Raw genomic sequence first — 26,140 nt, forward strand, 5'->3', positions numbered from 1 at the left:
TGCGTAAAAAGCGGATAAAAGGCCGGATTCACCGGAAGGATCAGGACTGCCGCTCAAGATACCCTTCAACATCGAACTCGCCTACCCATGTGGCTTCTTTCTCAATTCCTACGACTTTGGGCGTGTATACCGGCAGATCCTCCTCCTCGAGAAAGTCCGGGTCATAATCCCAGTCCCTCTCAGGGGCACTGTAGGAAGAATCCCCCCACTGACCTTCAGCCACCTGACAATCCCACAGGTTGACAAAGGAACCGCGTATCTTGAGGGTCCTGCCGGTCCAGTTCTCATGCAGACGCGGATAATTCTCGAGCCCTCCCCCGTAAGTGCTTCCCAGAGTTTCGTCAGCGCCGGATATGAAAGCCGCATTGACCTCCGTATCGTCCGCAGTGCGGTCTCCCAGCCCCTTAAGACTGTTGTCATCATCCCAGTTATTTGAAAGGATATTCAGCGCGTCGCTAATTACGGCAACAGGTTTTTTGTTGCTGGGGTCCCCCCCGTAGTTCTGCACATTAAAGTCCCCCTGTATGTACGCGGGCGCGTCGCTCACAAGGGTAAGGCCATCGGTGTTGCTTATCCGGGCACCGTTAATGACCCTTATGCCCGGCTGTTCCGATCCGGTAGCGTCGTTCCTTGTAGCATAAAGCAAACCATTAGCGGGCAGTTGATTCGGATAGAGCTGCTGTTCCACAGGCTCGCCTTCTCCGCCGTCCACCTGAATAAAACCGGCAAGTTTCTTAAGGTCGATATCGGTCATTTTGATATATTTGCCCTCTCTGTAGTTGTAAAAGCGATCTGCCGAAGTATTTATTGTCCCCTCGGGTATGTCGTTAGGACCGAAGTCATTCGCATCTATAGTACCATCTCCGTTATGGTCATCATAAGCCACTTCCCTGAGCTGGGTGGTACCCCTGAAGATATCACCGTTAATAACAGTGACATCCGCTGTCTCGGCATAGAACCCATCAGGCTGTATCGAAAAGATATCGGCGACGGCCTTTGAATAGATGCCGTGCACGCCGCTTTTTACAGTTCCACGCCACCTGTTCTGCGAAGATGTCCCCCAGTCGCTTCGCCTTGAATCAAGCGGAGCTCCCTCCCACCACCTGTACCACATATGCGGGAACCAGAAACTGTCCCGGCGCCTGATCTCAACATCGCCCCTATCGGTCCTGTCTTGGTCTTTCCTCTTGTTGTATATGTTCCCCGCGGCGTTCAGATTATCAGCGTCTATCCTCAAGGTGGCGCTGGTGGAAAGATAAATATCACGGTTACAGTGTATATCGCCTGTCAACGCCATATATGAACCCGGCAATATCTCAAGGTCCTCGTTGTAAAAGATCACGTATCTGAAAACATCGTCCTTGCTGCATCGGAGCAGGTTATTCACCGTGCTGGATTTTCCGGTATCAGGGTCAGTGACCTTGGCCGAGACCAGAAAATGGCGTACAGTGGTGTTGGAGTCAGGATCGGGGTCTTCGTGGTATTCATCCAGTACCAGACATACCGATTCAAGTTCGCATCCCGTGGACAGGTAATCACTATCGTTCAGACATGGGTCATTCCACTGATCCAGTGCGCTCTTATCACTGTCTTCTTCTGCAGCCACCCTGTCGGCCAGATCAAAAGATATCTCTTCGGCCGCCGCTTCCGCAAGATAGAATGTTTTCATGGAGTTGAAATATCTCATCGCGAAATTATACTCGGTAGTGGCCATTTTTATGGCCGCCGCCGCAAAAATGGACATGGCCGCGATGATCATGTAGGCGGTGATCATCATCAAGCCCTTCTGGTTATGTATGAATATTTTTCCCATGTTCAAACTGTATGTCTTTTCGCCATCATTTACGGGTATGCCAATGCCTTAGCTGAGCCATATGGCTTCTCTTTGTATTTCCACGGCATACGGTGTGTAAGATGGCAGGTCATCCAGGTTGGCATAATCGCTATCCCAGTCCCAGTTCCTGATAGGCGCGCTGTAGCTCTGATCCTCCCACCTGCCGGTTGCGATCTGACTGTTCCACAGTGAAACAAAGGCGCCCCTGATGGTGAGGGTAATACCACCCCAGTCCTCGTGCAGGCGCGGGTAATTCTCAAGTCCTCCGGAATAGTCCCCCCAGCTTGTCTCGTTTATTCCGGCTATGAAAGCGGCGTTGACCGTTGTTTCAGTGGCCTGCCTGGCGCTTTTATCCCCGTCACTGTTACCATCATCCCAGTTATTTGAAACTATATTAACGGCATCCGCGAATACCGAGGCCGGTTTCTTGTTAATATTGTTAAAATCCCCCTGAATATACGCCGGATCGTTGCTTACCACGGTAAGCCCCCCGCTGCTGTGTATTTCGGAGCCGTTCAAAAGGCGTATGCCCGGCTGCTGGTCGGGAGTCGTATCGTCCCTGGTCGCGTAAAGAAGAGCGTTTGCTGGAAGGTGGTTCGAATAAAGCTGCGCTTTGCCGACCACGGAGCTGTAATCCCCTCCCGGAGGCACTTCATTACCTTCGCTGTCAACATTGCACCACCCTGCAAGTTTTTCGATATCGATATCGGTCATTCTTATGTACTTGCCTTCCCTGAAGTTGTAAAAGGTATCGCTGGTCGCTATGGTCCCATGAGGAACATCCACGCCTTCGACAAGTTCACTGGCCCCGTCATAGGCCGAACCGTTTATCACTTTTACGTTCGCGTTCTGCGCGTAGAACCCGTCAGGATCCGTGGACCTGGGCTCCGGAACGGCTTTCTCTGTAACCCCGTGCACACTGCTCAGAACCGTCCCGTTCCATCTGGTCTGAGATGCCAGAGCCCAGTCGCTCCTTCGGCAATCCAGCGGGGACGGGTCCCCGCTTTCCAGCATCCTGGCATAACTGGAAGAGCCGTCGATCTTTATCTGGACCGTTCCCGAAGCTCCGCCGGACTTATCTTTGCGCATGTTATAGACATTGCCCGCGGAACACAGATAATTCGTATCAACCGTCAGTGAAGCCCCGTCAGAAGCGATATAAATATCATGGTTGGAGTGAAGTTTTCCAGTAAGGAGCATATCCTGTCCGGGCAATAGTTCAAGGTCCCCCGCATAGAATATCGCATGCTGAAAGGTATAACCTTTGCGTCTTATCACTATCTGGTTGATGGTTCTTTCTATTCCTGTCAGGGGGTCCCTCGCGGTTGATGTCAGCATATAATGTCTTTCCCTGGTAGTGGGATCACTCCCGGCATGGTCCGTATCCAATGTCACGCATATGGTGTCCACATCGAACCCGGTCGACAGAAAGTCGGTAGTAGTGCTGCAAAGATCGGTCCACTCGCAATTCGCCCCGGAAGGCTCTTCTTCGTAATTAGCCACTTTACCCGCCAGCGAATACGCAGTCATGTCCGTGCCCGCTTCGGCCAGATAATACGCCTTGGTCGAAAGAAAATACCTCCGTGCGAAACCGTATTCAGTGGTAGCTATCTTAATGGCGGCAGCTGTAAGAAGTGAAAGCGAGGCAATTATCATATAAGCCGTGATAAGAACTACGCCTCTCTGGCTCTTTAACTTGGAAATATAATGCATCGTTATATTCTCAGATTGACCGTCGAGGTCAGGACCATATTATCGGTCCTTCCGTCGGCGTCCGTTTTCTCAAGCTCCAGTATTATCCTGATCTCGGTAGGATATAAGGACGAGTCATCCGTGGAATCCTGGAATTCAATACTTTTGATGTTCTCGCTGATGACCTGGGGAGTCTGCCAGCGCTTGTATAAAACAAGTTCAATATCATCCCCGTTCTGCTGGGCTCCTATGATAAAAAACTGCGGATCGGCCGTTATTTCACCACTCACCAGATCAGGAACACCATCAGGGGGTTCACTTTGATCCAGAGGTATCTGATATCTTATCCTGTCGAAACCGGTCACTGGAGTGTCCTTTGTTATGACCACCGATGACCTGAACGCGTTCCTGAGCCCATACCAGTATTGGTTAAGATCCGGATCGATTATCCCGTTCAACATCGAGTTCATAGCAAGGCGTGCCTCTTGCTGCAGACTGACAGAAGTGCCTGTGGCCTGGAACACCGAACGCATCTCAACACCTGATGTTATTACCGCGACTACCAGAAGTACCAGAAAGAAAGACACTATCAAAACTTCTACTAAACTGAAACCCCTGGTATCGTTCCTCATAATCTCCTTGTCCTGATGGTCTTGATTATCCTTGACACGGTCCGGCCATTCTTGCTCGTCCAGGTAGCTTCCAGGCTTACTTCAAGCGGGTCAGCGCCCGTACCCTGGGGATAACGCACAGTTATACTTTCATCCTGCAGGATAAAACCACCTATTTCGCTGGCACTGACAGTGCTGTTGTGAGGATATTCAGCGGTAAGATCCGGGAATGGAACGCTCCTGATCCTCTCCATGACATCCTTCAGGTCATCCGTCGCGACCGTGATCTCTCTGGCCATGGCGGCGTGGTTAAGAGCACCCAGAAGGACTCCCCATATAGCAACGATGATACCGATATAGACCGATGAAACGATCATCAGCTCGATAAGAGTGAAACCTTTTCTGGACATCTTCATTTTGCACCACCTCTGCTATCTGGGATCTCGATCGTTGGGAAGGGGTAAACAGCGGGCTGCCGTATGATTTTTTTATGTAAATCGCCCAGTATTGTTGAAAGATTTTCGGATGCTTTCATCTGACTCCGAGCCGGCTTCATGGATCCTGAGAATACAAGCATGTTTAAAGGAATTATAGCATACAAATCTGGCTTAAGACAAATGAAAACACATTACTAGAGAAGTGATTATTATTAGGTCAGGATACGGAAAAGTCCGGCTCCGTCTCGGCGGGAGGGTTTTCTGCGGTTATCGTGGTCCCCTGGTAGCCTCTCCATCTCATCTCGCCTATGACCCCCTGGGCGATATTGGTCAGATGGTCACCTATTTTCTCGAGGTTATCCACAAAATCCATAAAGACTATGCCCGATTTAAGCGTGCAGCTCCCGCAACCGAGCCTGCGTACATGTGCCCTCTTAAGGTCATTCTGGAACTTATTGATACGCTGCTCCCTCCGGAGTATGTTCTCGGCAAGCTGTGAATCGTTTTTGCGCAGAGCTTCCTCGGTCTCTATCATCATGCTGTGAAGCTCGTTCCACATGAGGTTCAATTCATTTATGGCTTCATCGGTAAAGGGAAGTTTTTTCTCGATCTTCCGTTCCGCCAGCTCCAGGATGTTCTCGGCATGGTCGCCTATTCTTTCTATATCGTTGACGTTGTGGATAAGAACGGGGATCTGTTCTGAATCCTCCTGGCTGAGCTCTCTTTGCGAAAGTTCAATAAGATACGCCGTGATCGCCGACTGCAGATTGTCAACGGCCTGTTCGAGCCTGCTGACAGGCTTAAGCTCGTCCTGGATATTATCAATGAACCCCTTCACCGCACTTGATACCGACCTTGTGGCCAGATTGGCCATACGAACGGTCTCTCTTCTGGCCTGTTCCATGGCTATGGGAGGCGTATCCAGAAGATGTTTCTCCAGGTACTGGGGACCGAGTTCCAACGCACCCTTGCGTTTGGGCAGCAGGATGATACTCACCCTCTCCAGGACTCCCACGAACGGGAGGAATATCAAGGCGTTAACGACATTGAACGCACTGTGCGCGATAGCTATATGGAACATTATGTTCTTGGCCGTTATCTGGCCGGGTATTATCGCGTCGATGGCTTTTACATACCACCCTGTATAAACGAATACAAGCATGTAAGCGGTACCTATCACATTGAAAAGGGTGTGCGACATGGCCGTACGCCTTGCCGGAAGCGTGGTCCCTATCGATGCCAGCTGCGCCGTTATGGTGGTGCCTATATTATCTCCGAGGATTATGGGTATAGCCGCCGGAAAACTTATAAGCCCGTTAAAAGCCATTACCTGCACTATGGCTATGGTGGCACTTGAACTCTGCAAAAGCATCGTAAATATTATGCCGACAAGCACTCCAAGAAGAGGATTTTCGCTGAGGGAAAGAAAAACATTCTTGACCAACTGGCTGTTCTTCAGCGGCGCGAAGGCATCCTTCATGAAATCAAGCCCCAGGAAAAGCAGGCCGAAACCCATAAGGACCTGGCCCCAGAACTTGGCGTTCTTTGTCTTGGCGAAAGTGTTTATGGCGAAGCCTATACCTATGGCAGGCAAGGCGTAATGCGTTACCTTGAACACCGACATCGAGGAAACGAGCCATGCGGTGAAAGTCGTCCCGATATTCGCTCCGATGACAACGCTTATGGCCTGTTTGAGCGACATGAGGCTGGCATTGACGAATCCAACGACCATGACGGATGTCGCGCTGGATGACTGGATAAGACACGTGATGGCGGCGCCGACAAGCATACCGATAACGGGCAGCTTTGTGACCATCGAAAGAATGTTCTTCAGCCGGTCACCGGCGATATTCTTAAGGCCCTCGGACATGATCTTCATTCCGAAGAAAAAAAGGCCAAGCCCGCCTATCAACATGTAGGTAAATTTAGTGTCCATTGGTTTGAGCGTGATACAAATGTGGGACAAAACTTGTCAGGCATAAATTAACACGAACGGTTGCCCCTGTCAAGAAATTATGCCGGTCATGTCCCTATCCTGACGGTATCGAAATACCCCTGAAGTGAAGTTATCGCGGCCAGAGCCGCCAGATAGCTTGTCTTGGGATTGGACGGTGAGGGGGTGTTCTCTGTCCTGGTAAGGACCCTCCCAGCGCCGCTGATCATCTCGACCTCATGGGAATTTCTGGTGTATTCGGGAGATACGATTATACGCACTTTGGTTTTTTCGCCCCCCAGGCCCGCGATCGAAAGAAGCGCCGAAACATTAATGTTCTTTGGAAAACCTTTAATGGCTTCGAGCGCGTTCCCTTCGAAAATAACGGTTTCTTTATCTATAGAATCGACGTCTATCCCTTCATCGGCCAGATACGGAGCTCCTTTCACTGACCTGGGAGCCTTGCGCGTCGTTATGGTCACGCTTTCCAGGCCAGCTATCTTCGATGCTTTGAGGGCATCAATACCAGCTATGGCCCCTGAGGGTAGCATGAGCCGTATCCCTTTTTCCCTGGCGGCAGCAAGAAGATGTTCATTGCCGAGAAGACCGCCTATGCTCATGACGATTAAGTCCTTTCCCTTTTCAAGAGCGACCTCGAATAGACCGGGAACAGCCATCGGGCTTGCCGCTTCAATGATAAGGTCCGCCTGTTCGGCCAGTTCTTCAAGTTCCCCCGCGATCTTCACCCGGGGTACTTTCCCGTAAAGAGACTCGGATTTTTCGGCGTCCTTATCCCAGATAACTACGCCTGATATCCTCCCGGTCATGTTCTCACAGGCGTAGTCGGCAAGATAGGAGCCTATCGCCCCGCAGCCAACAATACCTATCGTTTTCTTGTACATTTTCCGCCTTTCAGGAAGTTACTTCCAGCATCCTCTGCAAAGCCTTCCGGGCTTTTTTCATGATCTGCTCCGGAACCGTTATCCTGTACACCTCTTTTTCGAGGGACCTTGCCAGCCATCCCAGGGTGGTAAGCTTCATGTTCGCGCAGATGAACTGATCCGTGGGCACATAGAAGTCCTTCTCGGGGTTTTCCCGTTTGAGCCTGTATATGATACCCAGCTCGGTCCCTATGATAAATTCCTTTTTGGGAGATCCGTTCACGTGTTTTATCATCCCCGCAGTGCTGCCTATGTAATCGGCTTCCTCGAGAACCTCCTTCCGGCATTCCGGGTGCGCTATGAATTCCGCCTCAGGACGCAACTTTTTGGTCTTTACGACTTCTTCGCGCGTGAGCCTCATGTGGACCACGCAATACCCCTCCCATATAATGAGTTCCTTCTCCGGAACATGTTCCCTGACATATCTGCCCAGGTTTTTGTCCGGCACGAATATGACCTTATCCTCCTTAAGGGACTTAACGACCTGTACCGCGTTCGAAGAAGTGCAGCATATGTCGCTTTCGGCCTTGACCGCGGCCGATGAGTTGACATAAGAGACGACGGCCGCTTCAGGATATTCGGCTTTTTTCTGCTTGAGCTTCTCAACGGTGGCCATGTCGGCAAGCGGGCACCCCGCTTCCTCGACCGGCAGGAGAATGGTCTTCTCCGGGTTCAGTATATACGCGCTTTCGGCCATGAACTTCACCCCGCAGAAAACGACCAGCTTGTTATGAGCCTGCGTGACCTTCCGCGCTAGGGCATAGGAATCGCCCGTTATATCCGCTATCTCCTGGACCTCATCCCGCTGATAATTGTGTGCGACTATCAGGGCGTCCTTTTCCTTCTTGAGATCCAGTATCTTGCGTTCGAGATGTTCTTTGTATTTTTTATCAAATTCCGGTTTTATCATATCGGTCCCTTCATTCTTTTGATCCTACCATAACGTTGTCTATGAGCCTGGTCTCACCCACATAGACCGCGGCAGCGATAAGGGCTTTGCCCTTTATCCTTTCAACGGGCCTGAAGCTTTCAGCATCGATTATTTCTGCATAATCTATACGCAACCTCGCCTCATCCAGGAGTATTTTCTTAAGCTCATCTTTTACTTTCCCGGCGGAGTCTTCCCCGGCAAGTATCATTTCCCTGGCCCTCTCAAGTGACTTGTAAAGCGCAAGCGCCTGATGCCTTTGCCCGGGCGAAAGGTAACTGTTGCGCGAACTCATCGCGAGCCCGTCCTTCTCCCTTACTATCGGCATAACGCGCACTTCAACCGGCATGTTAAGGTCGCGCACCATCCTGCGGATGACCGCAGCCTGCTGCGCGTCCTTCTGCCCGAAATAGGCTTTATCCGGATTCACGATATTGAAAAGCTTCCCCACTACGGTGGTTACGCCCCTGAAGTGCCCCGGGCGGAAGGCTCCGCACAATCCCTCGGTAAGATGACCAGAGACTTCTATGTTCGTATTGTGGTCTTGAGGGTACATCTCCTCGACCGAAGGAACGAATACCGCATCGACCCCCTCTTTTTCCGCGAGTTCGGTGTCCCTTTCCATGTCACGCGGATACCTGTCAAGGTCTTCCCCCGGACCGAACTGTGTGGGGTTGACAAAAATGCTCATAACGACCGTATCACACTCTTCTCCTGCCGCCCTTACCAGGCTCAGGTGCCCCTCATGCAGATACCCCATGGTGGGAACGAATCCTACAGAGGCCCCTTTTCCGTGGGAATCACGTGAAAACTGGCGCATTTTACTTATTTCAGTGATGATTTTCATGACGCTCTCTTAAGCTCCCTGTAAAGCTCCTCGGCGGTTTTGCCGAGTTCGGGATGGACGGCCTGGGGAGCGATCCGGTAAAGTCCCTCAAGAACAAAGAGCCTTCCGTGCATCCTCGGATGCGGCACCGTCAGTTTTTCTGTTTTTATGACCTTATCCCCGTAAAGAAGTATATCAAGGTCTATTATCCTCGGGGCATCCGCGCAGGCGGGTTTTCGCCCCATGTCTTTTTCTATTCTTTTCAGCGCCTCAAGAAGCTCTTCCGCGGAAAGATCCGTTCTTACTTCGAAGACTCCGTTAAGGTAATCCTCCTGGGGCGGTCCTCCGACGGGTTTGCTGCGATAAGCCCCGGAGAACTTTCTTATCTCGATACCTTCGGAAGCGGCCATTCTTTCGGCCGCTTCCTTGAAATTAAGTTTCCGGTCCCCAATATTGGAACCCACACCTATAAAAACAACAGTCATTACAACAAAAGATCCGCTGCCGGGTTAAAAAAACCTTTTCTTTATGCGCGAGACGACTTCGCGAAGCTGATAGGCGTCAACCGTAAGCGCCATGCGTATATATCCTTCCCCGGAAGGACCGAAACCACTGCCGGGAGTGGCTACGATATCGGCTTCTTCCAGAAGTGCTTTCGCAAGGCTGACCGAATCATGGCCACCGAAAACGGGCGCCCACACATAGAACGTCGCCAGTGGTTTGGGGACCTGCCATCCGGCCTCGTTCAGGCCGTCGACAAGAACGTCACGCCTTTCGGTGTATATCTGGTTCATCCTCTCCTTGACCTCCTCGGCGTGATCAAGAGCCTCTATCGCGGCTATCTGCACCGCGGTAAAGATGCCTGAGTCAAGATTCGCCTTGACCTTGGCGAGGCCCTGAAGAAGTTCAGCGTTGCCTACGGCCAGACCTACCCTCCATCCGGTCATATTAAAGGTCTTGGAGAGAGAATGGAACTCTATACCGACATCCCTCGAGCCGTTGACTTCAAGGAAACTCGGCGGACTGTACCCGTCATAGCTCATCTCCGTGTAGGCGGCGTCCGAGCAGACGATAATATCGTATTTACGCGCGAAGTCCACGACCTTCCCGTAAAACGCCTTGTCGCAGACCGCACCGGTCGGGTTATTGGGATAGTTTATATGCATCAGTTTCGTGTTCCTGGCCGTTTTTTCATCGATGGCATCAAGATCAGGCAGGAACCTGTTCTCTATCTGTAGCGGCATCGAATGGGGTTTACCCCCCGCGAAAACCGTACCGGAATTGTACGGCGGATAACCGGGGTCGGGGATAAGTACGGTATCGCCGGGATTGACGAACGCCATCGGCACATGACCGATCCCTTCCTTGGATCCCAGAAGCGGAAGCACTTCGCTTTCCGGGTCCAGGTCAACATTAAAACGTGACTTATACCAGTCGGCCATCTGACGCCGCAATGCCTTGAGCCCTTTGTTAAGAGCATATTTATGGGTGGATTCGTCAAGCACGGCTTCCTGCAGCCTTTTTACTATAAAATCCGGGGTTGGCGTATCGGGATCCCCCACTCCCAGATTGATCACCGGTCTACCCTCTTCAATAGCCTTCTGTCTCGCCCTGTCTATCTCATCAAAAAGATAAGGCTGCAGTTTCTTTATCCTGTCTGCGTATTCTACTTTCATTTATTACCTTTCTGTTGATTTTTACAATCCCAGAACATCCGCCATAGTGTAAAGACCGGGCTCCTTGCCTCTAAGGAATTTTGCCGCCCTCAACGCTCCTGAAGCGAAAACGTCCCTGCTCTTGGCATCATGCCGTATCTGAAGGTTCTCATACTCACCGTCAAATTCGATACCGTGGTTTCCTATGACCTCTCCTTCCCGGAAGGCCTCTACCGGGGGTTCCTTACCCGAAGCCTCTTTGACGATTTTCGCTATCATCTTGGCAGTGCCGCTGGGCGAATCCTTCTTGTGGATATGGTGGGTTTCATCTATCTTGATATCGAAATCGCCGCCCAGTACCCTTGCGGCTTCCCGGACTATCTTAAAAAAAAGGTTTACCCCCACGGCCATGTTCGGGGAAAAGACTATGGGGATCTCACCCGCGGCCTCACTTATCTTCTTTTCCCCTTCGGTATCGATCCCTGTAGTGCCTATTACCATAGAAACACCTGTTTTGCGGCACACCTCTAAATGTTCAAGGGTCGGTCCGGGCAGCGTGAAATCGATCAGACATTCCACTCCCTGACAAGCCTCCTCCGCACTGGCCGTCACCACAACGCCTTTTACTTGTTTGCCGACTGACTGGCATTCGGCGTGTTCAAGCCCGCTTGCGATCTTTATCCCGCCGTCACTGATGGCCAGATCTGCTATACGCATACCCATTTTGCCGCAAATACCTGCAATACCTATCTTCAGCATGATAATAATCCCCTCGAAATTAGATCAATTCGTACTTCTTGAGAACTCCCTCAAGCTTTTTCCTGGATTCCGAACCCATTTCGCAAAGAGGCATCCTCCACTCCGCGTTGACCATTCCCATCAGGCTAAGTGCCGTCTTGACAGGTATGGGGTTGGTCTCGATGAACATAGCCTTGCAGAGGTCCTGCAGAGCGTAATGTATTTGCCTGCTTCTCTGGAGGTCTCCGTCCATAAAGCTCTGGGTAAGCTCGTGCACTCTACCGGGCACGACATTAGCGGCAACACTTACTACACCTTTAGCCCCTACCGACATGAACGGAAGCGTCATCGAGTCATCCCCGCTCATTACCGTTATATCGCAAAGAGAAAGTATATCCATCACCTGCTGCACGCTGCCGGCCGCTTCCTTGATGGCCACGATATTCTCTATCTCGCAAAGGCGGGCTACAGTCGAAGGTAGCAGGGATATTCCCGTGCGGGAAGGAACATTGTAGAGCATTATGGGAATATCCACTTTTGCCGCGATGCTCGAATAATGCCTGTACTGCCCCTCAGGGGTGGGCTTATTGTAATAAGGCGTTATTATAAGAGCTCCGTCCGCTCCCGCTTTCTTGGCGTAATCGGTAAGCTCCGTGGCTTCAGCTGTGCTATTGGACCCGGTCCCCGCCAGTACCGGAATGCGCTTGTCACATGTCTCGACGGATATCTTGATCAGCCTTTTCTGCTCGGACATGGACAAAGTGGCCGCCTCTCCTGTACATCCGCAGGGAAGTATGCCGTCTGTGCCGTTATCTATATGGAACTCTATAAGTTCCCTGAAAGTCCTCTCATCTACCTTGCCGTTAGTGAACGGGGTTACCAAAGCTACATATGAACCCTTGAACATATTACCTCCTTATTATATCTTGCCTTCACAAACCATGCTTGCCGCGCCTTCAAGATAAACGTCCTTGACCCTATCCTGTGACATCTGGTACAAAACCGTCAACAGATCCCCGCCCCTTGTGTACATCCTGACCGGACTTTTGACGTAACCCAGAAGCCCCAGGATCACGGCCGAGGCGACGGTACCGGTACCGCAGGCCAGCGTTTCGTCTTCCACGCCCCTTTCGTAAGTCCTGATAGACGCGCTGTCATTCTCTATATCGCCTATGAAATTCACGTTCGTCCCTTCGGGCTCGAACAGGGTGTGTTCGCGGACTTTCCTTCCAGTTTCCCTGACCGGGTAACCGTCGATATCGTCCACGAGATGGACCACGTGCGGAACCCCGGTATTGACGTAATGAGCTATCATCATGCTCGAGCCTATGCCCAGTTTGATGTCGAGTTTTATGTCTTTGGGGTCGCCCATTTTTAGCCTTACTGTGTCCCCGGAGACAGAAGCCTTCAGGATGCCCGCGACGGTTTCAACCTCCAGTTCGTTCCCCCAGCCGCAGCGGGACGCATACAGAGCGCTGCAGCGAAGACCATTACCGCACATCTCCACCTCGGATCCGTCGGGATTGATTATCCTCATCCTCATGTCCGCCTTATCGGAATCCTCCAGAACCAGCAGACCGTCAGCTCCCACGGAAAGTTTCCTGCGGCAGAGGTCCCTGGCCACCTGTGAATAATCCAGATCCCTGGCATCAAGCTCCCCGTTCTTGTTGTCTATAATGATAAAATCATTCCCGCTTGCTACGGCTTTGGTGAAAACAACATTGTATTTCATTATTTAAGCTCCTTAAGCAACTTTTCCCCTCTTATAAGGTCTTTATAGTTCTCAGCCGCGCGCACGACCTTGACCGCACCGTTAATGACCATAAGCTCCGCAGGGCGGGGCCTCGAATTATAGTTCGAAGCCATGGTAAACCCGTAAGCACCCGCTCCCATCACCGCCAGATACTCTCCGGCTATGAGTTCGGGCAGCTCCCTGTCAAGGGCAAGATAATCGCCGCTTTCACATATTGGTCCCACGACATCATATTTGAAGTGTTCCGACTCACGTTCTACAAGAGGTTTTATCTCGTGATACGCCTCATAAAGACTGGGGCGCAAAAGATCGTTCATCCCCGCGTCGACTATCGCGAACTTCTTGCCGGTACTGCCTGTCTTGACATAGAGCACCTTCATCACCAGGATACCGCTGTTACCTGATATGAACCTTCCGGGCTCGAGTATGAGCTTGAGGGGCTTCCCCTTAACCAGAGGTATGATGGCATCAGCGAACTCTTTCGCGGTGGTAGCCTTCTCCTGCCCGTAGATTATGCCGTATCCCCCTCCCAGGTTAAGATATTCCACCTCAACACTGCTTTTATCGATGAACTCGAGCACCTTCTTAAGAGCCTTAACGAATGGATCCACCTGGGTTATCTGGGAACCTATATGCACATGTACGCCCTTAAGCTGAGCGTTAGAGTACTTGTTGGCGTTATCGAATATTTCTTCGGCTTCCTTGAAGGATATGCCGAACTTCTTCTCCTTTGTGCCGGTGGTAATATAATCATGCGTCGCGGGTTTAACGTCGGGATTGAGACGGAGCGCCACCTTTGCCTTTTTGTTAAGGCGCTTGGCTACCGTGTCTATCATGATAAGTTCCGGCACGGATTCAACGTTGAAAAAGAGTATGCCCTTTTTGAGAGCCTGCTCTATCTCCTCCTCGGTCTTGCCGACACTGGCGTATACTATCTTCTCAGGAGGACACCCCACCTTAAGGGCCTTGAACAGCTCTCCGCCGGATACAATGTCCAGCCCGGCATCGGCCGCGACAAGAGCCCTGCAGATATTGAGATTGGAATTGGATTTCATGGAAAAACAGATAAGAGGGTCCACTTCAGCGAATGCGTCCCTGATCTTGTTGTAATGGTCCATGATCGTTCCGTAGCTGTAAAGATAGAACGGCGTAGGATAATCCTTTACGATATCCGTAATGGATATATCCTCACAGTAAAGCACTCCATCTCTGTAATTAAATTCGTGCATGGCGATTTCCTTTCGCTCTACGGCTCAAGCCGCTTTTTCCATTTTGTTATCTGTTTCTGAACGAATTCCGGATTGGTGCTTCCCGGGGTCTTCTTGTTCTTCACGGATGTTTCCGGGTTCAACAGGCCGTAGACATCTTCTTCAAGTTTCTCTGAGAAACCCCTGAGTTCCGATATCGACAGGTCAGATATATTAATATCCTTCTGGCCGCAGTGCTTGACGATGCCGCCTATTATCTGATGAGCTTCACTGAAGGGTACACCTTTGCGCACAAGATATTCGGCAAGATCGGTAGCGTATATGTATTCCGATTCCAGAGCTTTTGCGGCCGCTTCCCTGTTAAGCTGAATGGTGCTTACCAGCTCCGACATGATACCAAGTTCAGAAGAGACCACTTCCACCGAATCGAAAAGAGGGCTTTTATCCTCCTGCAGGTCCCTGTTATAAGAATGGGGCAATCCCTTGAGCAGAACGAATATGCAGTTAAGGTTGCTGATAACCGAAGCTGCTCTGCCTCTTACAAGTTCCAGAACGTCCGGGTTCTTTTTCTGGGGCATCAATGAACTGCCCGTACAGTACTCTGCGCCCATTTCAAGAAAACCGAATTCAGGCGTGCTGTAGAGTATAAGGTCCTCGCTCATGCGTGAAAGATGAACAGCCACGAATGACAGGCAGCAGATCATTTCGGCGATGAAGTCCCTGTCACTGACAGAATCGATACTATTGGCGGACACCTCGGAGAATCCCAGCTTCTCGGCAACGAACTTTCGGTCCAGCTCGAGCGCCGATCCGGCAAGGGCACCCGATCCCATCACTGATATATCACATCTTTTGCCCGCGTCTTCAAGCCTTTCGATGTCACGCTGCAGCATCTCCACATAAGCCATCATTAAATGCGAAAAAAGCACCGGTTGGGCCCTGTTAAGGTGGGTATAACCGGGTATTATTACATCCAATGTCCTCACGGCAAGAGCCACCAGTTCCTCCTGAAGGTCCATGATAAAGGAACAGACGCTGTCGATACTCTCTTTGCAGTAAAGCCTCACATCGTTGACGACCTGTTCGTTACGCGAACGTCCCGTGTGCATCTTTTTTGCCGCTTCCGGGGACCTTTTTTCAACATAGTCCTGTATGGCCGAATGTATGTCCTCATGCCCTTCGCAGGACCAGACACCTTCATCTATCTCACGTGAAAGTTCATCAAGTATCTGCAAGAGGTCTTTCTTCTCCTCCGCGGAAATATAGTTCTTCCGTGCCAACATCTCGACATGGACCCTGGTGCTCAGGCAGTCATACTTCGCAAGAGCACGGTCAACATCAAGACTGGAACTGAATTCCAGGACCTGATTGTCCATCTGGTCGCTTTCGAACCTTCCTCCCCACAGTTTACCCATGATAACTCCTTATTTTACGATTTATACGGCATGGCCCACAGGTCGATGAACCCTTTTGCCAGGGACTGGTCGAATATATCACCTTCACCGTAGGTGGCCAGTTCCATTTTATAACGCGAATGCGCGCTCTTTCGTCCGGCGATCGTGACACTCCCCTTATAAAGCTTCATTTTGACCTGACCCGATACGCGCTGCTGCGTGCTGTCAACGAACGCGTCCATGGCCTCCCTCAGAGGGGTGAACCATAACCCGTAATAAACCAGCTCCGAATACTTCCGGGCCATTGCACTCTTATACCTTCTCGTCTCGCGGTCCAGCACAAGCTCCTCCAGAGCGGTATGACCCGCGTAAAGTATCGTCGAAGCCGGAGCTTCATAGATCTCACGGCTTTTGATACCCACCAGACGGTCCTCGATCATATCCACACGTCCCACGCCATGTTTGCCCCCGAGACTGTTGAGCTTCTGTATAATCTCGACCGGCCCGTATTTCTTGCCGTTAACGGCAACGGGCACGCCTTTCTTGTAGGTGACGGTTACATATTCGGCCTTTCCGGGCGCGTCCTCCGGCCTGGATACGCTTATGAAAGTATCCCGGGGCGGTTCGAACCACGGATCTTCAAGTTTACCGCTTTCCACGCTGATACCCCAGAGGTTCACGTCTATACTGTAAAGCTTCTTTTTCGTCTGCTCGATGGGTATCTTGTGTTTTTTCGCGTAATCCACCTCGGACTCCCGGGTGGTAAGTTCCCATTCCCTGACCGGAGCGATCACTTTCAGTTTCGGTGACCTGAGACTGAAGGTAACTTCGAACCTGACCTGGTCATTGCCTTTGCCGGTACAGCCGTGCGCCACCGCGTTCGCCTTTTCCTTCTTAGCCACATCCAGCATCTTATCGGCTATAAGAGGCCTGGATAAAGCTGTGGCCAGATTATACTTGCCCTGGTAAAGCGCGCCGGCCTTAAGTGACTTGAAAACATAATCTGTGACGAATTCTTTTTTAAGATCGCCGACTATGCATTTTGAAGCGCCTATTTTAAGAGCTCTCTTCCTTCCTTTTTCCGCGTCAGAACCCTGCCCCACGTCACCCATGTAGCAGACGACCTCGTACCCGCGTTCCATCAGCCATTTTATTATCACCGAAGTATCCAGTCCCCCTGAATACGCAAGTACTATCTTCTTCTTAGCCATGACTACTCCTTCTTCTGGAACTTAAACCCAACCCCGGTTTCATTTACCCATAAGGCGTAAAAGGATCGCTTTCTGAACATGCATCCTGTTCTCCGCCTGGTCGTATACTATCGAGTTCTTACCGTCGATAACATCCGATATCTCCTGCCCCCTGTGTGCGGGAAGACAGTGCATAACAAAAGCGTCTTCTTTTGCAGAACGCATCAGCTGTTCATTGACCTGGAACCCCTGAAAATCCTTGAGGCGCTTCTCGGCTTCCTGCTCGCTTCCCATGCTCACCCACACATCCGTATAGACGATATCGCAGCCTTTAACAGCTTCTTTGGGATCGGAGAATGCCTGGAGTTTCGAGCCGCTCTTTTTTGCTATTTCCGAAACTTCCTCGAAATAATCCGAAGGAGGCCCGTACCCTTCAGGCGTCGCCACGTTCATGTTGAGCCCCGTTTTCGCGCTTGTCATAAGCAGTGAATTCAGCACGTTATTCCCGTCGCCGATGTACGCAAGGGTGGTCCTTTTAAGGTTCCTCTTCTTCTCCATTATGGTAAAAAGATCGCTCAAAGCCTGGCAGGGATGCGCGAAATCACTAAGCCCGTTTATAACGGGCACATCCGAGTATTCCTTGAGCGCCACTATATCCTGGTGGGAGAAAACGCGCGCTACGATACCGTCAACATACCTGGAGACGACACGCCCCACGTCCTTGACAGGTTCTCTCCTGCCCATTTCGATCTCGCGCGGGCTCAGGTACAGCACGTACCCGCCCAGATGAACAGCAGCCACCTCGAAAGATATACGCGTACGGTTGGAAGGCTTCTGAAAAAGAAGCGCCATGGTTTTGTCCTTTAAGGCGTTCTTTCTCGAAAGAGGCGCTTTTTTCAGCTTGCGCGCAACTTTCATAAGGTCCAGGATCTCCCTGGTGCTCAGATCATCCACTGTTAACAGATCTTTTTTCATCATATCCCTTTCAATGCTTGTGAAAGTTTTTCCATCGCCAGATCGACCTCATCCCTGGTCACTGTTATCGGGGGCATTATACGCAGAACGTTCTTCTGGGTGCAATTTATTAAAAGGCCGTTTGCAGCACACTTCTCGGAAACAACGGATGCGTCATCAATGTCTAGCCGGACCCCGACCATCAGCCCCAAACCCCTGACCTCTTTTATCACCTTGTTGGCTTCTTTCATGCCGTTGAGCTTATCCACCAAATATTGCCCCATCTTAACGGTGTTATCAAGAAGGTCCTCCTGCTCGATGGCCTCGAAAACACCCAGTGCCGCGGCGCATACTATAGGGCTGCCTCCGAAGGTCGAAGCGTGAGTCCCCGCGGGAAGAACATCCTTAAGCCGCTCGGAGACGACCAGAGCTCCTATGGGAAGCCCCCCTCCCAGCGACTTTGCAAGGGTCATCGCGTCCGGCTCTATCCCGAAATGCCTGTATGCGAACATCTCTCCCGTACGCCCCATGCAGGTCTGCACCTCATCAAGAATGATGAGAATATCCTTCTCTTTACAGAAAGCGGCAAGTTCGCGCATGTACTCCTCACCCGCAACATTGATGCCGCCCTCGCCCTGGACCGGTTCAAGCATGACGGCCGCGGTCTTTTCCGTTACCGAATTGCGGAAGGCATCGATATCGTTGAAGGGAACGTGCCTGAAGCCTGCGGGAAGGGGCGAAAAACCTTTTTTGACCTTGTCCTGTCCGGTCGCGGTCAGGGTAGCCAGGGTCCTTCCGTGGAAAGACCTTTCCATGGTTATTATTTCGTGCCTTTCGGGATTACCGTACCTGCGTGCGAGTTTTATCGCTCCCTCGTTGGCTTCCGCCCCTGAATTGGCGAAAAACACTCTGCCCGGGAAAGAATGGTCGATTATCTTCTTTGCCAGGACGGGCTGAAGCTCGTTATAGTAATTGTTCGAAACATGCAGTATCCTGCCGAGCTGATCCTGCATCCTCCTTACGACAATGGGGTGCCTGTGGCCAATACCGCTGACGGCCCACCCCGGAAAGAAATCAAGGTATTCCTTGCCGTCTATATCCCGCACGCGCGCTCCCTCGCCCTCTACCAGGCAAAGGTCCTGCCGCGAGTACGTCGAAAGGACATATTGCTCATATAACTTTTTCACCTCTTTAAGGTCCATCTATCCCCCTTATCCGTGTACAATCTCGGTACCAATACCCTTATCGGTGAATATCTCCAATAGAAGCGCATGCGATAGCTTGGCGTTGACTATATGTGATTTGCGTACGTCCCCCTTCAGAGCATGCAGGCACGCCCTGGCCTTGGGCACCATCCCGGCCTTTATGACCTTGGTCTCTATAAGGTGTTCCGCCGTCTCAAGCGTCAGCGAATGAAAGAGTGTCCCGGGATCGTTCTCCTGCTTCATAACGCCGCGGACATTGGTAAGAACGACGAATTTTTCCGCGTCCAGCGCGATAGCAAGGTTACTGGCCGCCTCATCCGCGTTGATGTTGTAAAGCTTTCCGTCCTTGCCTTTGCCTACCGGGCATATCACAGGAATGATGTTGGTATCGATAAGCCGGTTAAGTATGGTCGTATCTATAGACTTCACGCTTCCGACGAACCCCAGGTCAGGCCCTTCCCTTTTAACGGCCTGTATCATGTTATTCTCTTTGCCGCTGAGACCGAAAGCCTCCCCGCCCAGTTCGTTTATCTCGTTAACCAGTTCTGCGTTGACTTCCATCAGAACCGAATCGACTACGCCCATCGATCTCTCACAGGTAACGCGCAGTCCGTCAACGAACCGGGTCTCGATATTGGCCTCTTTAAGGCCCTTGGTTATATTAGGCCCCCCGCCATGGACGAGTACGGGTTTCATGCCGGCATAACGCATGAAGACCATATCCTGAAGGACCATGTTCCTTGTGGGCGCATCATGCAATGAGCTGCCCCCGAACTTGATCACGACCACCTTATTGAAGAACTTCTTGATATAAGGAAGTGCTTCTATAAGAACTTCGCTTTTTTTAATGGCTTCTTCCATGACCCAACGCCTCTTGTCTTTTTATGTCGTATAAAACGAATTAAGTGTTATGTATTTCTTTGATATATCACAGCTGTAGACCGTGGCTTCCCCCCTGCCCGCATGCAGATTAACGTCGATGCGCACATTCTTGCCCTTGAAAACCGAGCTTGAGCGGCGGTTAACTTGAACGACCGCTTTGCCGTTTTTGAAAAAGGTGACCCCGTCAAGAGCGATCTCGATCCTATCGGGATCGAACTTAACCCCGCACGATCCGGCGGATGAGGCTATCCTCCCCCAGTTGGGATCGCCTCCAAGAACAGCACATTTAACGAGCAGTGACCCGGCAATAGCATCAGCGACCTTCTTGGCGTCCTTTTTGCTCTTTGCGCCGGCGACATTGACCTCGATGAACTTACTGGCACCTTCACCGTCGCGAACCACCATCTGGGCAAGATCCCTGCACACCTTCTCGAGGTGTTCCCGGAAAAGCCTGTAATCCTTCCCTCGTGTGCCGATAAGCGGGTTGCCGGCTTCCGCGTTGGAAAGGACCATCACGGTATCATTCGTGCTCATATCCCCGTCAACTGTTATAGCGTTGAAGGAGGTCTCATTACTGTGCAGAAGAGCTTTTTTGAGCGCCTGGCGCGATATATTCGCATCGGTCATTATGTAGCAGAGCATGGTCGCCATACTCGGGTCGATCATACCCGCCCCCTTGGCGATTCCGGTTATCCTTACCGTCTTGCCGCCTGAGGAGAATTTACTGGAGGAGACCTTGCTTGTGATATCCGTGGTCATTATGCCTTCCGCCGCGGCGAAAAGCCCCTTCCTGGAGAGCCCTTCGATCAAAACAGGCATTCCCTTTATTATCGGGTCCATATCCATGGTCTGGCCGATTATTCCCGTGCTGGATGAAAGGACCTGTTTATCTTCTGCTCCTATAAGCCCGGCCATACGGCTGCATATTTCACGTGCATCCCTGATGCCCTGACGACCGGTCATGCAATTTGCATTACCGCTGTTAATGACGATCGCCCTTACCTGAGGGTTCTTCTTAAGCCGCTGCCTGGCAAGCACGACCGGGGCGGCCTTGACAACATTGTTCGTAAAGACCGCGGCTACCCTGCACATCTGTTCCGAATAAATGAGCGCCAGGTCCTTTCTCTTCCTCTTGACTCCGCAGTTGATCCCGTTAGCCAGAAACCCTTTCGGCAATTTATGTTCCGCCATTTTCCCCTCTTTAGATTAATCCCGCCTTCTCGTCAAGACCGGACATTATGTTCATGTTCTGCACCGCCTGGCCGCTTGCCCCCTTAAGGAGGTTATCTATGGCCGAGACGATTATCAGCATCCCTTTTACCACTTTTATGCCGATATCACAATAATTTGTATGGGCGACATCGCTTAATTCAGGCATTTCCCCGGGAGCTTTTATGCGCACAAAAGGCTCATCCTGGAAATATTCACTGTACATCTTACGAATATCCTTTTCAGGTGGAAGCCCTTCGTGTTCAATATATATGGTCGAAAGTATCCCCCTTTTTACGGGAAGCAGGTGCGGGACGAAACTCACTTCAACCTGTCCTCCGGCATATCCGGAAAGAGTGTTCTCGATTTCCGGCATATGCTGATGTTCGTTGGCTTTATAGCATTTGAAATTCTCGTCCACCTCGCTGAAGGAGAGGGCCAGGTCCGCCTTGCGGCCCGCTCCTGTAGTACCGCTCTTGGAATCTATGACCACCCGTGAACCTTTCTTCAGTACATCTTTGATGACCGGCAGCAGAGCCAGGATTATGCCTGTAGGGTAGCATCCGGGATTTGCTACAAGTCGGGCGTCCTTGATCTGCTTTCGGTTTATCTCAGGCAGGCCGTATACCGCTTTTGCGATATTGTCTTTATCCGCATGTTCCTTTTGGTACCATTTCTGGTAAACCTCAGCGGGCAACCTGTAATCGGCGCTTAGATCTATCACCTTCCTGCCCTTTTCCAGGAACTTCGGGGCGTAATCCATGCTCACCCTGTGCGGTAACGCAAGGAATATTATATCGCTTTTGGAAGAAACCTCATCCACCTCAAGCATATCACAATAAAGGTCCGTCCTCCCTTTGAAGCGCGGGTATACATCCCCATATTCCGTTTTTTTGTCGAACCGGGCCGTAAGGCAGGTTATTTCGGCTTCGGGATGCTTCAGAAGAACATCCACAAGCTCCTGCCCCGAATACCCGGTCGAACCCACTACTGCTGCCTTTACCATTGTGCCTCCTTACTGCACGAAAAAAATGTAAATATTCTATATAATTAAGCTTATAAATAATATTAAACAAGTATAAAAATCCAAGTATAGAATAAATGTGCTTTCCTGTCAACCATAAACACTTTCGGTCGATGTTTCATGAAGAAATAAAAAAGCGGGCCACTTTTCCAAGTGACCCGCTTCAAAAAACCTGTTAGTTCCGGTTTTAACGTTTTGAGAACTGGAAATGCTTACGGGCTCTCTTCTGGCCGTATTTTTTCCTTTCCTTGGCCCTGGGATCGCGTGTAAGGAACCCTTCCTTTTTCAGCGTGAGCCTGAGATTTTCATCACTTTTGACCAGAGCTCTTGATATACCGTGTCTTAGAGCTCCCGCCTGACCGCTTATTCCCCCGCCGTCAAGAGTAGCTATGATATCGAATTTGTCCTGGGTACTTGTTTTCTCCATCGGTTGCATGACAACAAGCCTGTGCGTTTCCCTCGGAAAATAATCCTTGAAATCCCTCTTGTTTATCTTGATCTTTCCGTTGCCGGGACGCAGTCTAACCCGCGCCACCGATTCCTTACGCCGTCCTACAGCCACATATTCAGCTAACGTTTCCATCTATTTACCTCTTTAGTTATAACTTGATCTCTTTAGGCTGCTGCGCAGCATGGGGGTGTTCGGTCCCCACGTACAATTTCAGCCTTTTCAACATACGTGCGCCTAACTTGTTCTTGGGCAACATGCCCTTTACCGAGTGCCTGATGATATGTTTGGGATCTTTATCCTGCATCTCCTTGTATGAAATCGTTTTCTGCCCACCGGGATAACCTGAGAATCTCTTGTATAGCTTCTGGTCGGGTTTTTTACCGGTAACTTTTACCTTATCGCAATTTATTGCGATCACTCCCGCGCCGTTATCCACGTGCGGAGTGAAATCAGGACGGTTCTTTCCCATAAGCAGCATTGCTATTCCGCTGGAAGCCCTTCCCAGTATTTTATCCTCCAGGTCTACGATATACCAATCGTGCACGGTATCCTGGTCTTTGATCATTTTGGTCTTCATCATTATATATCTTCCTTAAGTTGGTGAAATACATTAATTTACCGCATCCTACTGTATCAAGCACAATAAGACGCGGTAAATTTCAGAGTTATAGAAATTAACATATTGGGTGTATTTTGTCAAGGGATATTACGCCGCTGCGTGGAATTCCCTGAACAGAAACCGGATCGGTCCTATCCCGTCAAAACGCGCAATCCTGCGGTATCCATGAGCTTAAAGCCCATTATCCTTCGGAAACCACCCTGTAAAGCGCCCTGACCTGATCGCGGTAATAGGCGTTGAAAACCTGTTCGACAGCCCTTTTACTGTTTTTACTACGGACGTCGTTGGCTTTCTTGTTCTGCCTGCGCTTTTCATTAAGCGTCACTTTGTGGGTATGAAGTTTCTTCATCATCACTTCACTCCTTCCTTCTTTCTGAAAACAACACTTCCATCCTCCTGGACGACGAACGTCACTTTATCCCGGTTCTTGATACCGAAATAATTCTGTAGAACCTTCGGGATAAAGATCTGCCCCCGGTCTGATACTGTAGCGCTGAACTTGAATTTTAACTTGTTATTCATAGTGTCTGCTGAAAGTAAAATATTAATCATTCATGATTGCCGGATAATTCAAAAGTCCTGCACTCTAGCATTATCCCATCGTCCATACAATTACCCCTTAAGTATTCACCCGCTGTGTTGTACGCTTCATCTTCATCGTAAGCCTCGCATACAACCTCTATGACAGTTCTGTACCTCTTCACTCTACCTCCTTTCGTTCAATTTCATCTTTCTATAACAAGTATATAACAAGTATATATACTTGTCAAATGATTTTTATTATTATTTGGATGTTTCTAATGGGATTTACAGATCTGGGTCAGTCGTAGACGATCTTGACCAGGAACAGACCTTTCGCGGGAGCCGTGGGTCCGGCTTCACTCCTTTTTTTTGCCTTTAGTATCTTTTTCATGCTTCCTGGCGGGAGGTATCCCCTGCCTATATCAACAAGGGTGCCTACAATGTTGCGAACCATGTTATAGAGAAAACCTTCCCCTTCGATATCCACGCTGAGGTGAGGCTTCCTGGAAGTGACTCTGATATTGAAGATCCTGCGGACAGAGGACCTCTGTCTTTTATCGCTCGCCTGAAAGGACTTGAAATCATGCCTGCCCTGCAGACAGGAAGCCTCCCTCTTCATAAGAGAGGTATTCAGCTTATAAGGAACTCTCCAGGAATACTTCTCGCAAAAGGGATCGCGGTCCTGCTGGTTAAGTATATCATACCTGTAATATTTTCTGCTGGGAGTGAACCTGGAATGGAAACCCGCCGGCACTTCTTCGGCATCTTTTACCGCGATGTCTACTGGCAGCAGCGCGTTAAGCGCGGCTTTGATGTTCTCAACGTGTATTTTGCCGGATGTTTTGAAATTGGCCACCTGGGCTATGGCGTGGACTCCGGCATCGGTCCTGCCGGCGCCGTGGACGCAATGGCCCGCGCCGAAGACCTTCTTAACGGCCTTCTGAAGTTCCCCCTGGACGGTCCTGCCGTTCTTCTGGACCTGCCATCCTTTATAGGCGGTACCATCGTATGCGATAGTGAGTTTTATGTTACGCATAAAAATTGGGCCGAAACAAATATACGGTCCTACCCGCGGATGAGCAGTTCGGCTATCTGGATAGTGTTCAGCGCGGCGCCTTTGCGAAGATTGTCGGCCACGATCCACATATTTAGACCGTTATCGATCGATTCATCTTCTCTGATCCTTCCGACAAAGACATCATCCTTGCCTTCAACATCTATCGGCATGGGGTATTTTTCGTTCTGAGGATCATCTACAACACTTATACCCGGAAATCCTTTTATGCACTCTATCGCCTCTTGCCTGGTGATCTTCTTCTCTGTCTGGACATTCACGCTTTCAGAGTGGGCGAAATATACCGGAACCCTTACGCAGGTCGCCGTAAGAGGCAGATTGGGCACTTCCATGATCTTCCTGGTTTCATGGACCATTTTCATCTCTTCCTTGGTATATGAGTTATCCAGGAAGACATCTATGTGGGGTATGATGTTATAAGCTATCTGGTGAGAGAAGTTCTTGACCATATCCGGCGAGACAGTATGCTGTCCGATCCCGTAATGTGATTCCTTTTCGCTCAGTCTCATTACCTGTTTCTCCATCTCAAGGATGTTCTTCTGTCCCGCGCCCGAAACGGACTGATAAGTGCTCGCAACTACCCTTTTTATCGGTGAAAGCCTGTTGATAGCACATAAGGGCAGCACCATCTGTATGGTGGAGCAGTTGGGATTGGCGATTATCCCTTTATGATTCCTGGCGGCATGGGGGTTGACCTCAGGCACCACAAGAGGAACCTCCTCATCCATCCTGAAAGCGCTTGAATTGTCAATACACACAGCACCCGCTTCAACAGCGTATTTCAGGTACTGTTTGCTCCTGGAAGCCCCCGCGGAGGCCAGTACTATATCGATCCCCTTGAAGGAATCCTCGCTGAGGACCTGTACGGGGATCTCTCGGGTTTTGAATTTCAGCTTTTTGCCTTTGGACCTTTCGCTTGCCAAAAGACGTAATTCATCGATGGGAAAATCCCTCTGTTCGAGTATCGAAAGGAACTGCCCGCCCACGGCTCCGGTGGCGCCCATAACGGCAACATTATATCTATCTTTCTTATTAAGCATAAACACCTGCCTTTGTGCG

General features: G+C 50.4%; 28 protein-coding genes. All 28 read right to left on the reverse strand.

Annotated features, from left to right (window positions below):
• Nucleotides 1-40: 40 nt before the first annotated feature.
• A complete protein-coding gene (locus GF409_03625; GenBank protein MBD3426305.1) occupies nt 41-1,813 on the reverse strand; it encodes a hypothetical protein in 1,773 nt (590 codons plus the stop codon).
• A gap of 48 nt (nt 1,814-1,861) precedes the next feature.
• Nucleotides 1,862-3,547: a hypothetical protein gene (locus GF409_03630; GenBank protein MBD3426306.1), complete on the reverse strand. Its 1,686-nt coding sequence runs from the start codon at nt 3,545-3,547 to the stop codon at nt 1,862-1,864.
• A 2-nt stretch (nt 3,548-3,549) separates the two neighbouring features.
• Entirely contained in the window at nt 3,550-4,158 is a 609-nt protein-coding gene (locus GF409_03635; GenBank protein MBD3426307.1) for a hypothetical protein, read from the reverse strand.
• Nucleotides 4,155-4,553 carry a prepilin-type N-terminal cleavage/methylation domain-containing protein gene (locus tag GF409_03640; protein ID MBD3426308.1) on the reverse strand — a complete coding sequence of 133 codons (399 nt, stop codon included), beginning with the start codon at nt 4,551-4,553 and terminating at the stop codon, nt 4,155-4,157. The genes GF409_03635 and GF409_03640 overlap by 4 nt, the downstream gene beginning before the upstream one ends.
• A gap of 238 nt (nt 4,554-4,791) precedes the next feature.
• Nucleotides 4,792-6,510 carry a Na/Pi cotransporter family protein gene (locus GF409_03645; GenBank protein MBD3426309.1) on the reverse strand — a complete coding sequence of 573 codons (1,719 nt, stop codon included), beginning with the start codon at nt 6,508-6,510 and terminating at the stop codon, nt 4,792-4,794.
• A gap of 86 nt (nt 6,511-6,596) precedes the next feature.
• Nucleotides 6,597-7,409: an aspartate dehydrogenase gene (locus GF409_03650; GenBank protein MBD3426310.1), complete on the reverse strand. Its 813-nt coding sequence runs from the start codon at nt 7,407-7,409 to the stop codon at nt 6,597-6,599.
• A gap of 10 nt (nt 7,410-7,419) precedes the next feature.
• Nucleotides 7,420-8,358 (reverse strand): quinolinate synthase NadA, encoded by a 939-nt coding sequence (gene nadA / locus GF409_03655; protein MBD3426311.1) that lies wholly within the window; start codon nt 8,356-8,358, stop codon nt 7,420-7,422.
• A 10-nt stretch (nt 8,359-8,368) separates the two neighbouring features.
• Nucleotides 8,369-9,223: a pantoate--beta-alanine ligase gene (locus GF409_03660; protein MBD3426312.1), complete on the reverse strand. Its 855-nt coding sequence runs from the start codon at nt 9,221-9,223 to the stop codon at nt 8,369-8,371.
• Entirely contained in the window at nt 9,220-9,687 is a 468-nt protein-coding gene (gene folK / locus GF409_03665) for a 2-amino-4-hydroxy-6-hydroxymethyldihydropteridine diphosphokinase (GenBank protein ID MBD3426313.1), read from the reverse strand. The genes GF409_03660 and folK overlap by 4 nt, the downstream gene beginning before the upstream one ends.
• Before the next feature lie 24 nt (nt 9,688-9,711).
• A complete protein-coding gene (locus tag GF409_03670; GenBank protein MBD3426314.1) occupies nt 9,712-10,878 on the reverse strand; it encodes an aminotransferase class I/II-fold pyridoxal phosphate-dependent enzyme in 1,167 nt (388 codons plus the stop codon).
• Nucleotides 10,879-10,899: 21 nt separating this feature from the next.
• Nucleotides 10,900-11,616: a 4-hydroxy-tetrahydrodipicolinate reductase gene (dapB, locus tag GF409_03675; GenBank protein ID MBD3426315.1), complete on the reverse strand. Its 717-nt coding sequence runs from the start codon at nt 11,614-11,616 to the stop codon at nt 10,900-10,902.
• A 19-nt stretch (nt 11,617-11,635) separates the two neighbouring features.
• A complete protein-coding gene (locus GF409_03680; GenBank protein MBD3426316.1) occupies nt 11,636-12,502 on the reverse strand; it encodes a 4-hydroxy-tetrahydrodipicolinate synthase in 867 nt (288 codons plus the stop codon).
• Nucleotides 12,503-12,514: 12 nt separating this feature from the next.
• The gene (locus tag GF409_03685) at nt 12,515-13,327 is read right to left on the reverse strand and encodes a diaminopimelate epimerase (protein MBD3426317.1); all 813 of its coding nucleotides are present in this window, start codon (nt 13,325-13,327) and stop codon (nt 12,515-12,517) included.
• Nucleotides 13,327-14,577 (reverse strand): diaminopimelate decarboxylase, encoded by a 1,251-nt coding sequence (gene lysA, locus GF409_03690; protein MBD3426318.1) that lies wholly within the window; start codon nt 14,575-14,577, stop codon nt 13,327-13,329. The genes GF409_03685 and lysA overlap by 1 nt, the downstream gene beginning before the upstream one ends.
• A gap of 17 nt (nt 14,578-14,594) precedes the next feature.
• Complete coding sequence (gene argH / locus GF409_03695; GenBank protein MBD3426319.1) at nt 14,595-15,971, reverse strand: argininosuccinate lyase; 1,377 nt, start codon at nt 15,969-15,971, stop codon at nt 14,595-14,597.
• 14 nt (nt 15,972-15,985) lie between these two features.
• Complete coding sequence (locus GF409_03700; GenBank protein ID MBD3426320.1) at nt 15,986-17,161, reverse strand: argininosuccinate synthase; 1,176 nt, start codon at nt 17,159-17,161, stop codon at nt 15,986-15,988.
• A 39-nt stretch (nt 17,162-17,200) separates the two neighbouring features.
• Nucleotides 17,201-18,115, reverse strand: a complete 915-nt coding sequence (gene argF / locus GF409_03705; GenBank protein MBD3426321.1) for an ornithine carbamoyltransferase — start codon at nt 18,113-18,115, stop codon at nt 17,201-17,203.
• On the reverse strand, nt 18,115-19,296 hold the full coding sequence (locus GF409_03710) for an acetylornithine/succinylornithine family transaminase (protein ID MBD3426322.1): 1,182 nt from the start codon (nt 19,294-19,296) through the stop codon (nt 18,115-18,117). The genes argF and GF409_03710 overlap by 1 nt, the downstream gene beginning before the upstream one ends.
• A 9-nt stretch (nt 19,297-19,305) precedes the next feature.
• A complete protein-coding gene (gene argB / locus GF409_03715) occupies nt 19,306-20,160 on the reverse strand; it encodes an acetylglutamate kinase (GenBank protein ID MBD3426323.1) in 855 nt (284 codons plus the stop codon).
• A gap of 21 nt (nt 20,161-20,181) precedes the next feature.
• On the reverse strand, nt 20,182-21,372 hold the full coding sequence (gene argJ, locus GF409_03720) for a bifunctional glutamate N-acetyltransferase/amino-acid acetyltransferase ArgJ (protein MBD3426324.1): 1,191 nt from the start codon (nt 21,370-21,372) through the stop codon (nt 20,182-20,184).
• 10 nt (nt 21,373-21,382) lie between these two features.
• Nucleotides 21,383-22,396, reverse strand: a complete 1,014-nt coding sequence (locus tag GF409_03725) for an N-acetyl-gamma-glutamyl-phosphate reductase (GenBank protein ID MBD3426325.1) — start codon at nt 22,394-22,396, stop codon at nt 21,383-21,385.
• A 205-nt stretch (nt 22,397-22,601) separates the two neighbouring features.
• Complete coding sequence (rpsI, locus tag GF409_03730; protein ID MBD3426326.1) at nt 22,602-22,997, reverse strand: 30S ribosomal protein S9; 396 nt, start codon at nt 22,995-22,997, stop codon at nt 22,602-22,604.
• Nucleotides 22,998-23,013: 16 nt separating this feature from the next.
• A complete protein-coding gene (gene rplM / locus GF409_03735; GenBank protein MBD3426327.1) occupies nt 23,014-23,442 on the reverse strand; it encodes a 50S ribosomal protein L13 in 429 nt (142 codons plus the stop codon).
• A 223-nt stretch (nt 23,443-23,665) separates the two neighbouring features.
• Nucleotides 23,666-23,836, reverse strand: coding sequence for a hypothetical protein (locus GF409_03740; GenBank protein ID MBD3426328.1), 171 nt, complete (start codon nt 23,834-23,836; stop codon nt 23,666-23,668).
• Nucleotides 23,836-24,006 (reverse strand): hypothetical protein, encoded by a 171-nt coding sequence (locus tag GF409_03745; GenBank protein MBD3426329.1) that lies wholly within the window; start codon nt 24,004-24,006, stop codon nt 23,836-23,838. The genes GF409_03740 and GF409_03745 overlap by 1 nt, the downstream gene beginning before the upstream one ends.
• A 26-nt stretch (nt 24,007-24,032) precedes the next feature.
• Nucleotides 24,033-24,188, reverse strand: coding sequence for a hypothetical protein (locus tag GF409_03750; protein MBD3426330.1), 156 nt, complete (start codon nt 24,186-24,188; stop codon nt 24,033-24,035).
• Nucleotides 24,189-24,304: 116 nt separating this feature from the next.
• Nucleotides 24,305-25,042, reverse strand: a complete 738-nt coding sequence (gene truA, locus GF409_03755; protein ID MBD3426331.1) for a tRNA pseudouridine(38-40) synthase TruA — start codon at nt 25,040-25,042, stop codon at nt 24,305-24,307.
• Nucleotides 25,043-25,071: 29 nt separating this feature from the next.
• Complete coding sequence (locus GF409_03760) at nt 25,072-26,121, reverse strand: aspartate-semialdehyde dehydrogenase (GenBank protein MBD3426332.1); 1,050 nt, start codon at nt 26,119-26,121, stop codon at nt 25,072-25,074.
• Nucleotides 26,122-26,140 lie beyond the last annotated feature (19 nt).

Source organism: Candidatus Omnitrophota bacterium, assembly GCA_014728045.1.
Taxonomy (GTDB): domain Bacteria; phylum Omnitrophota; class Gorgyraeia; order Tantalellales; family Tantalellaceae; genus WJMH01.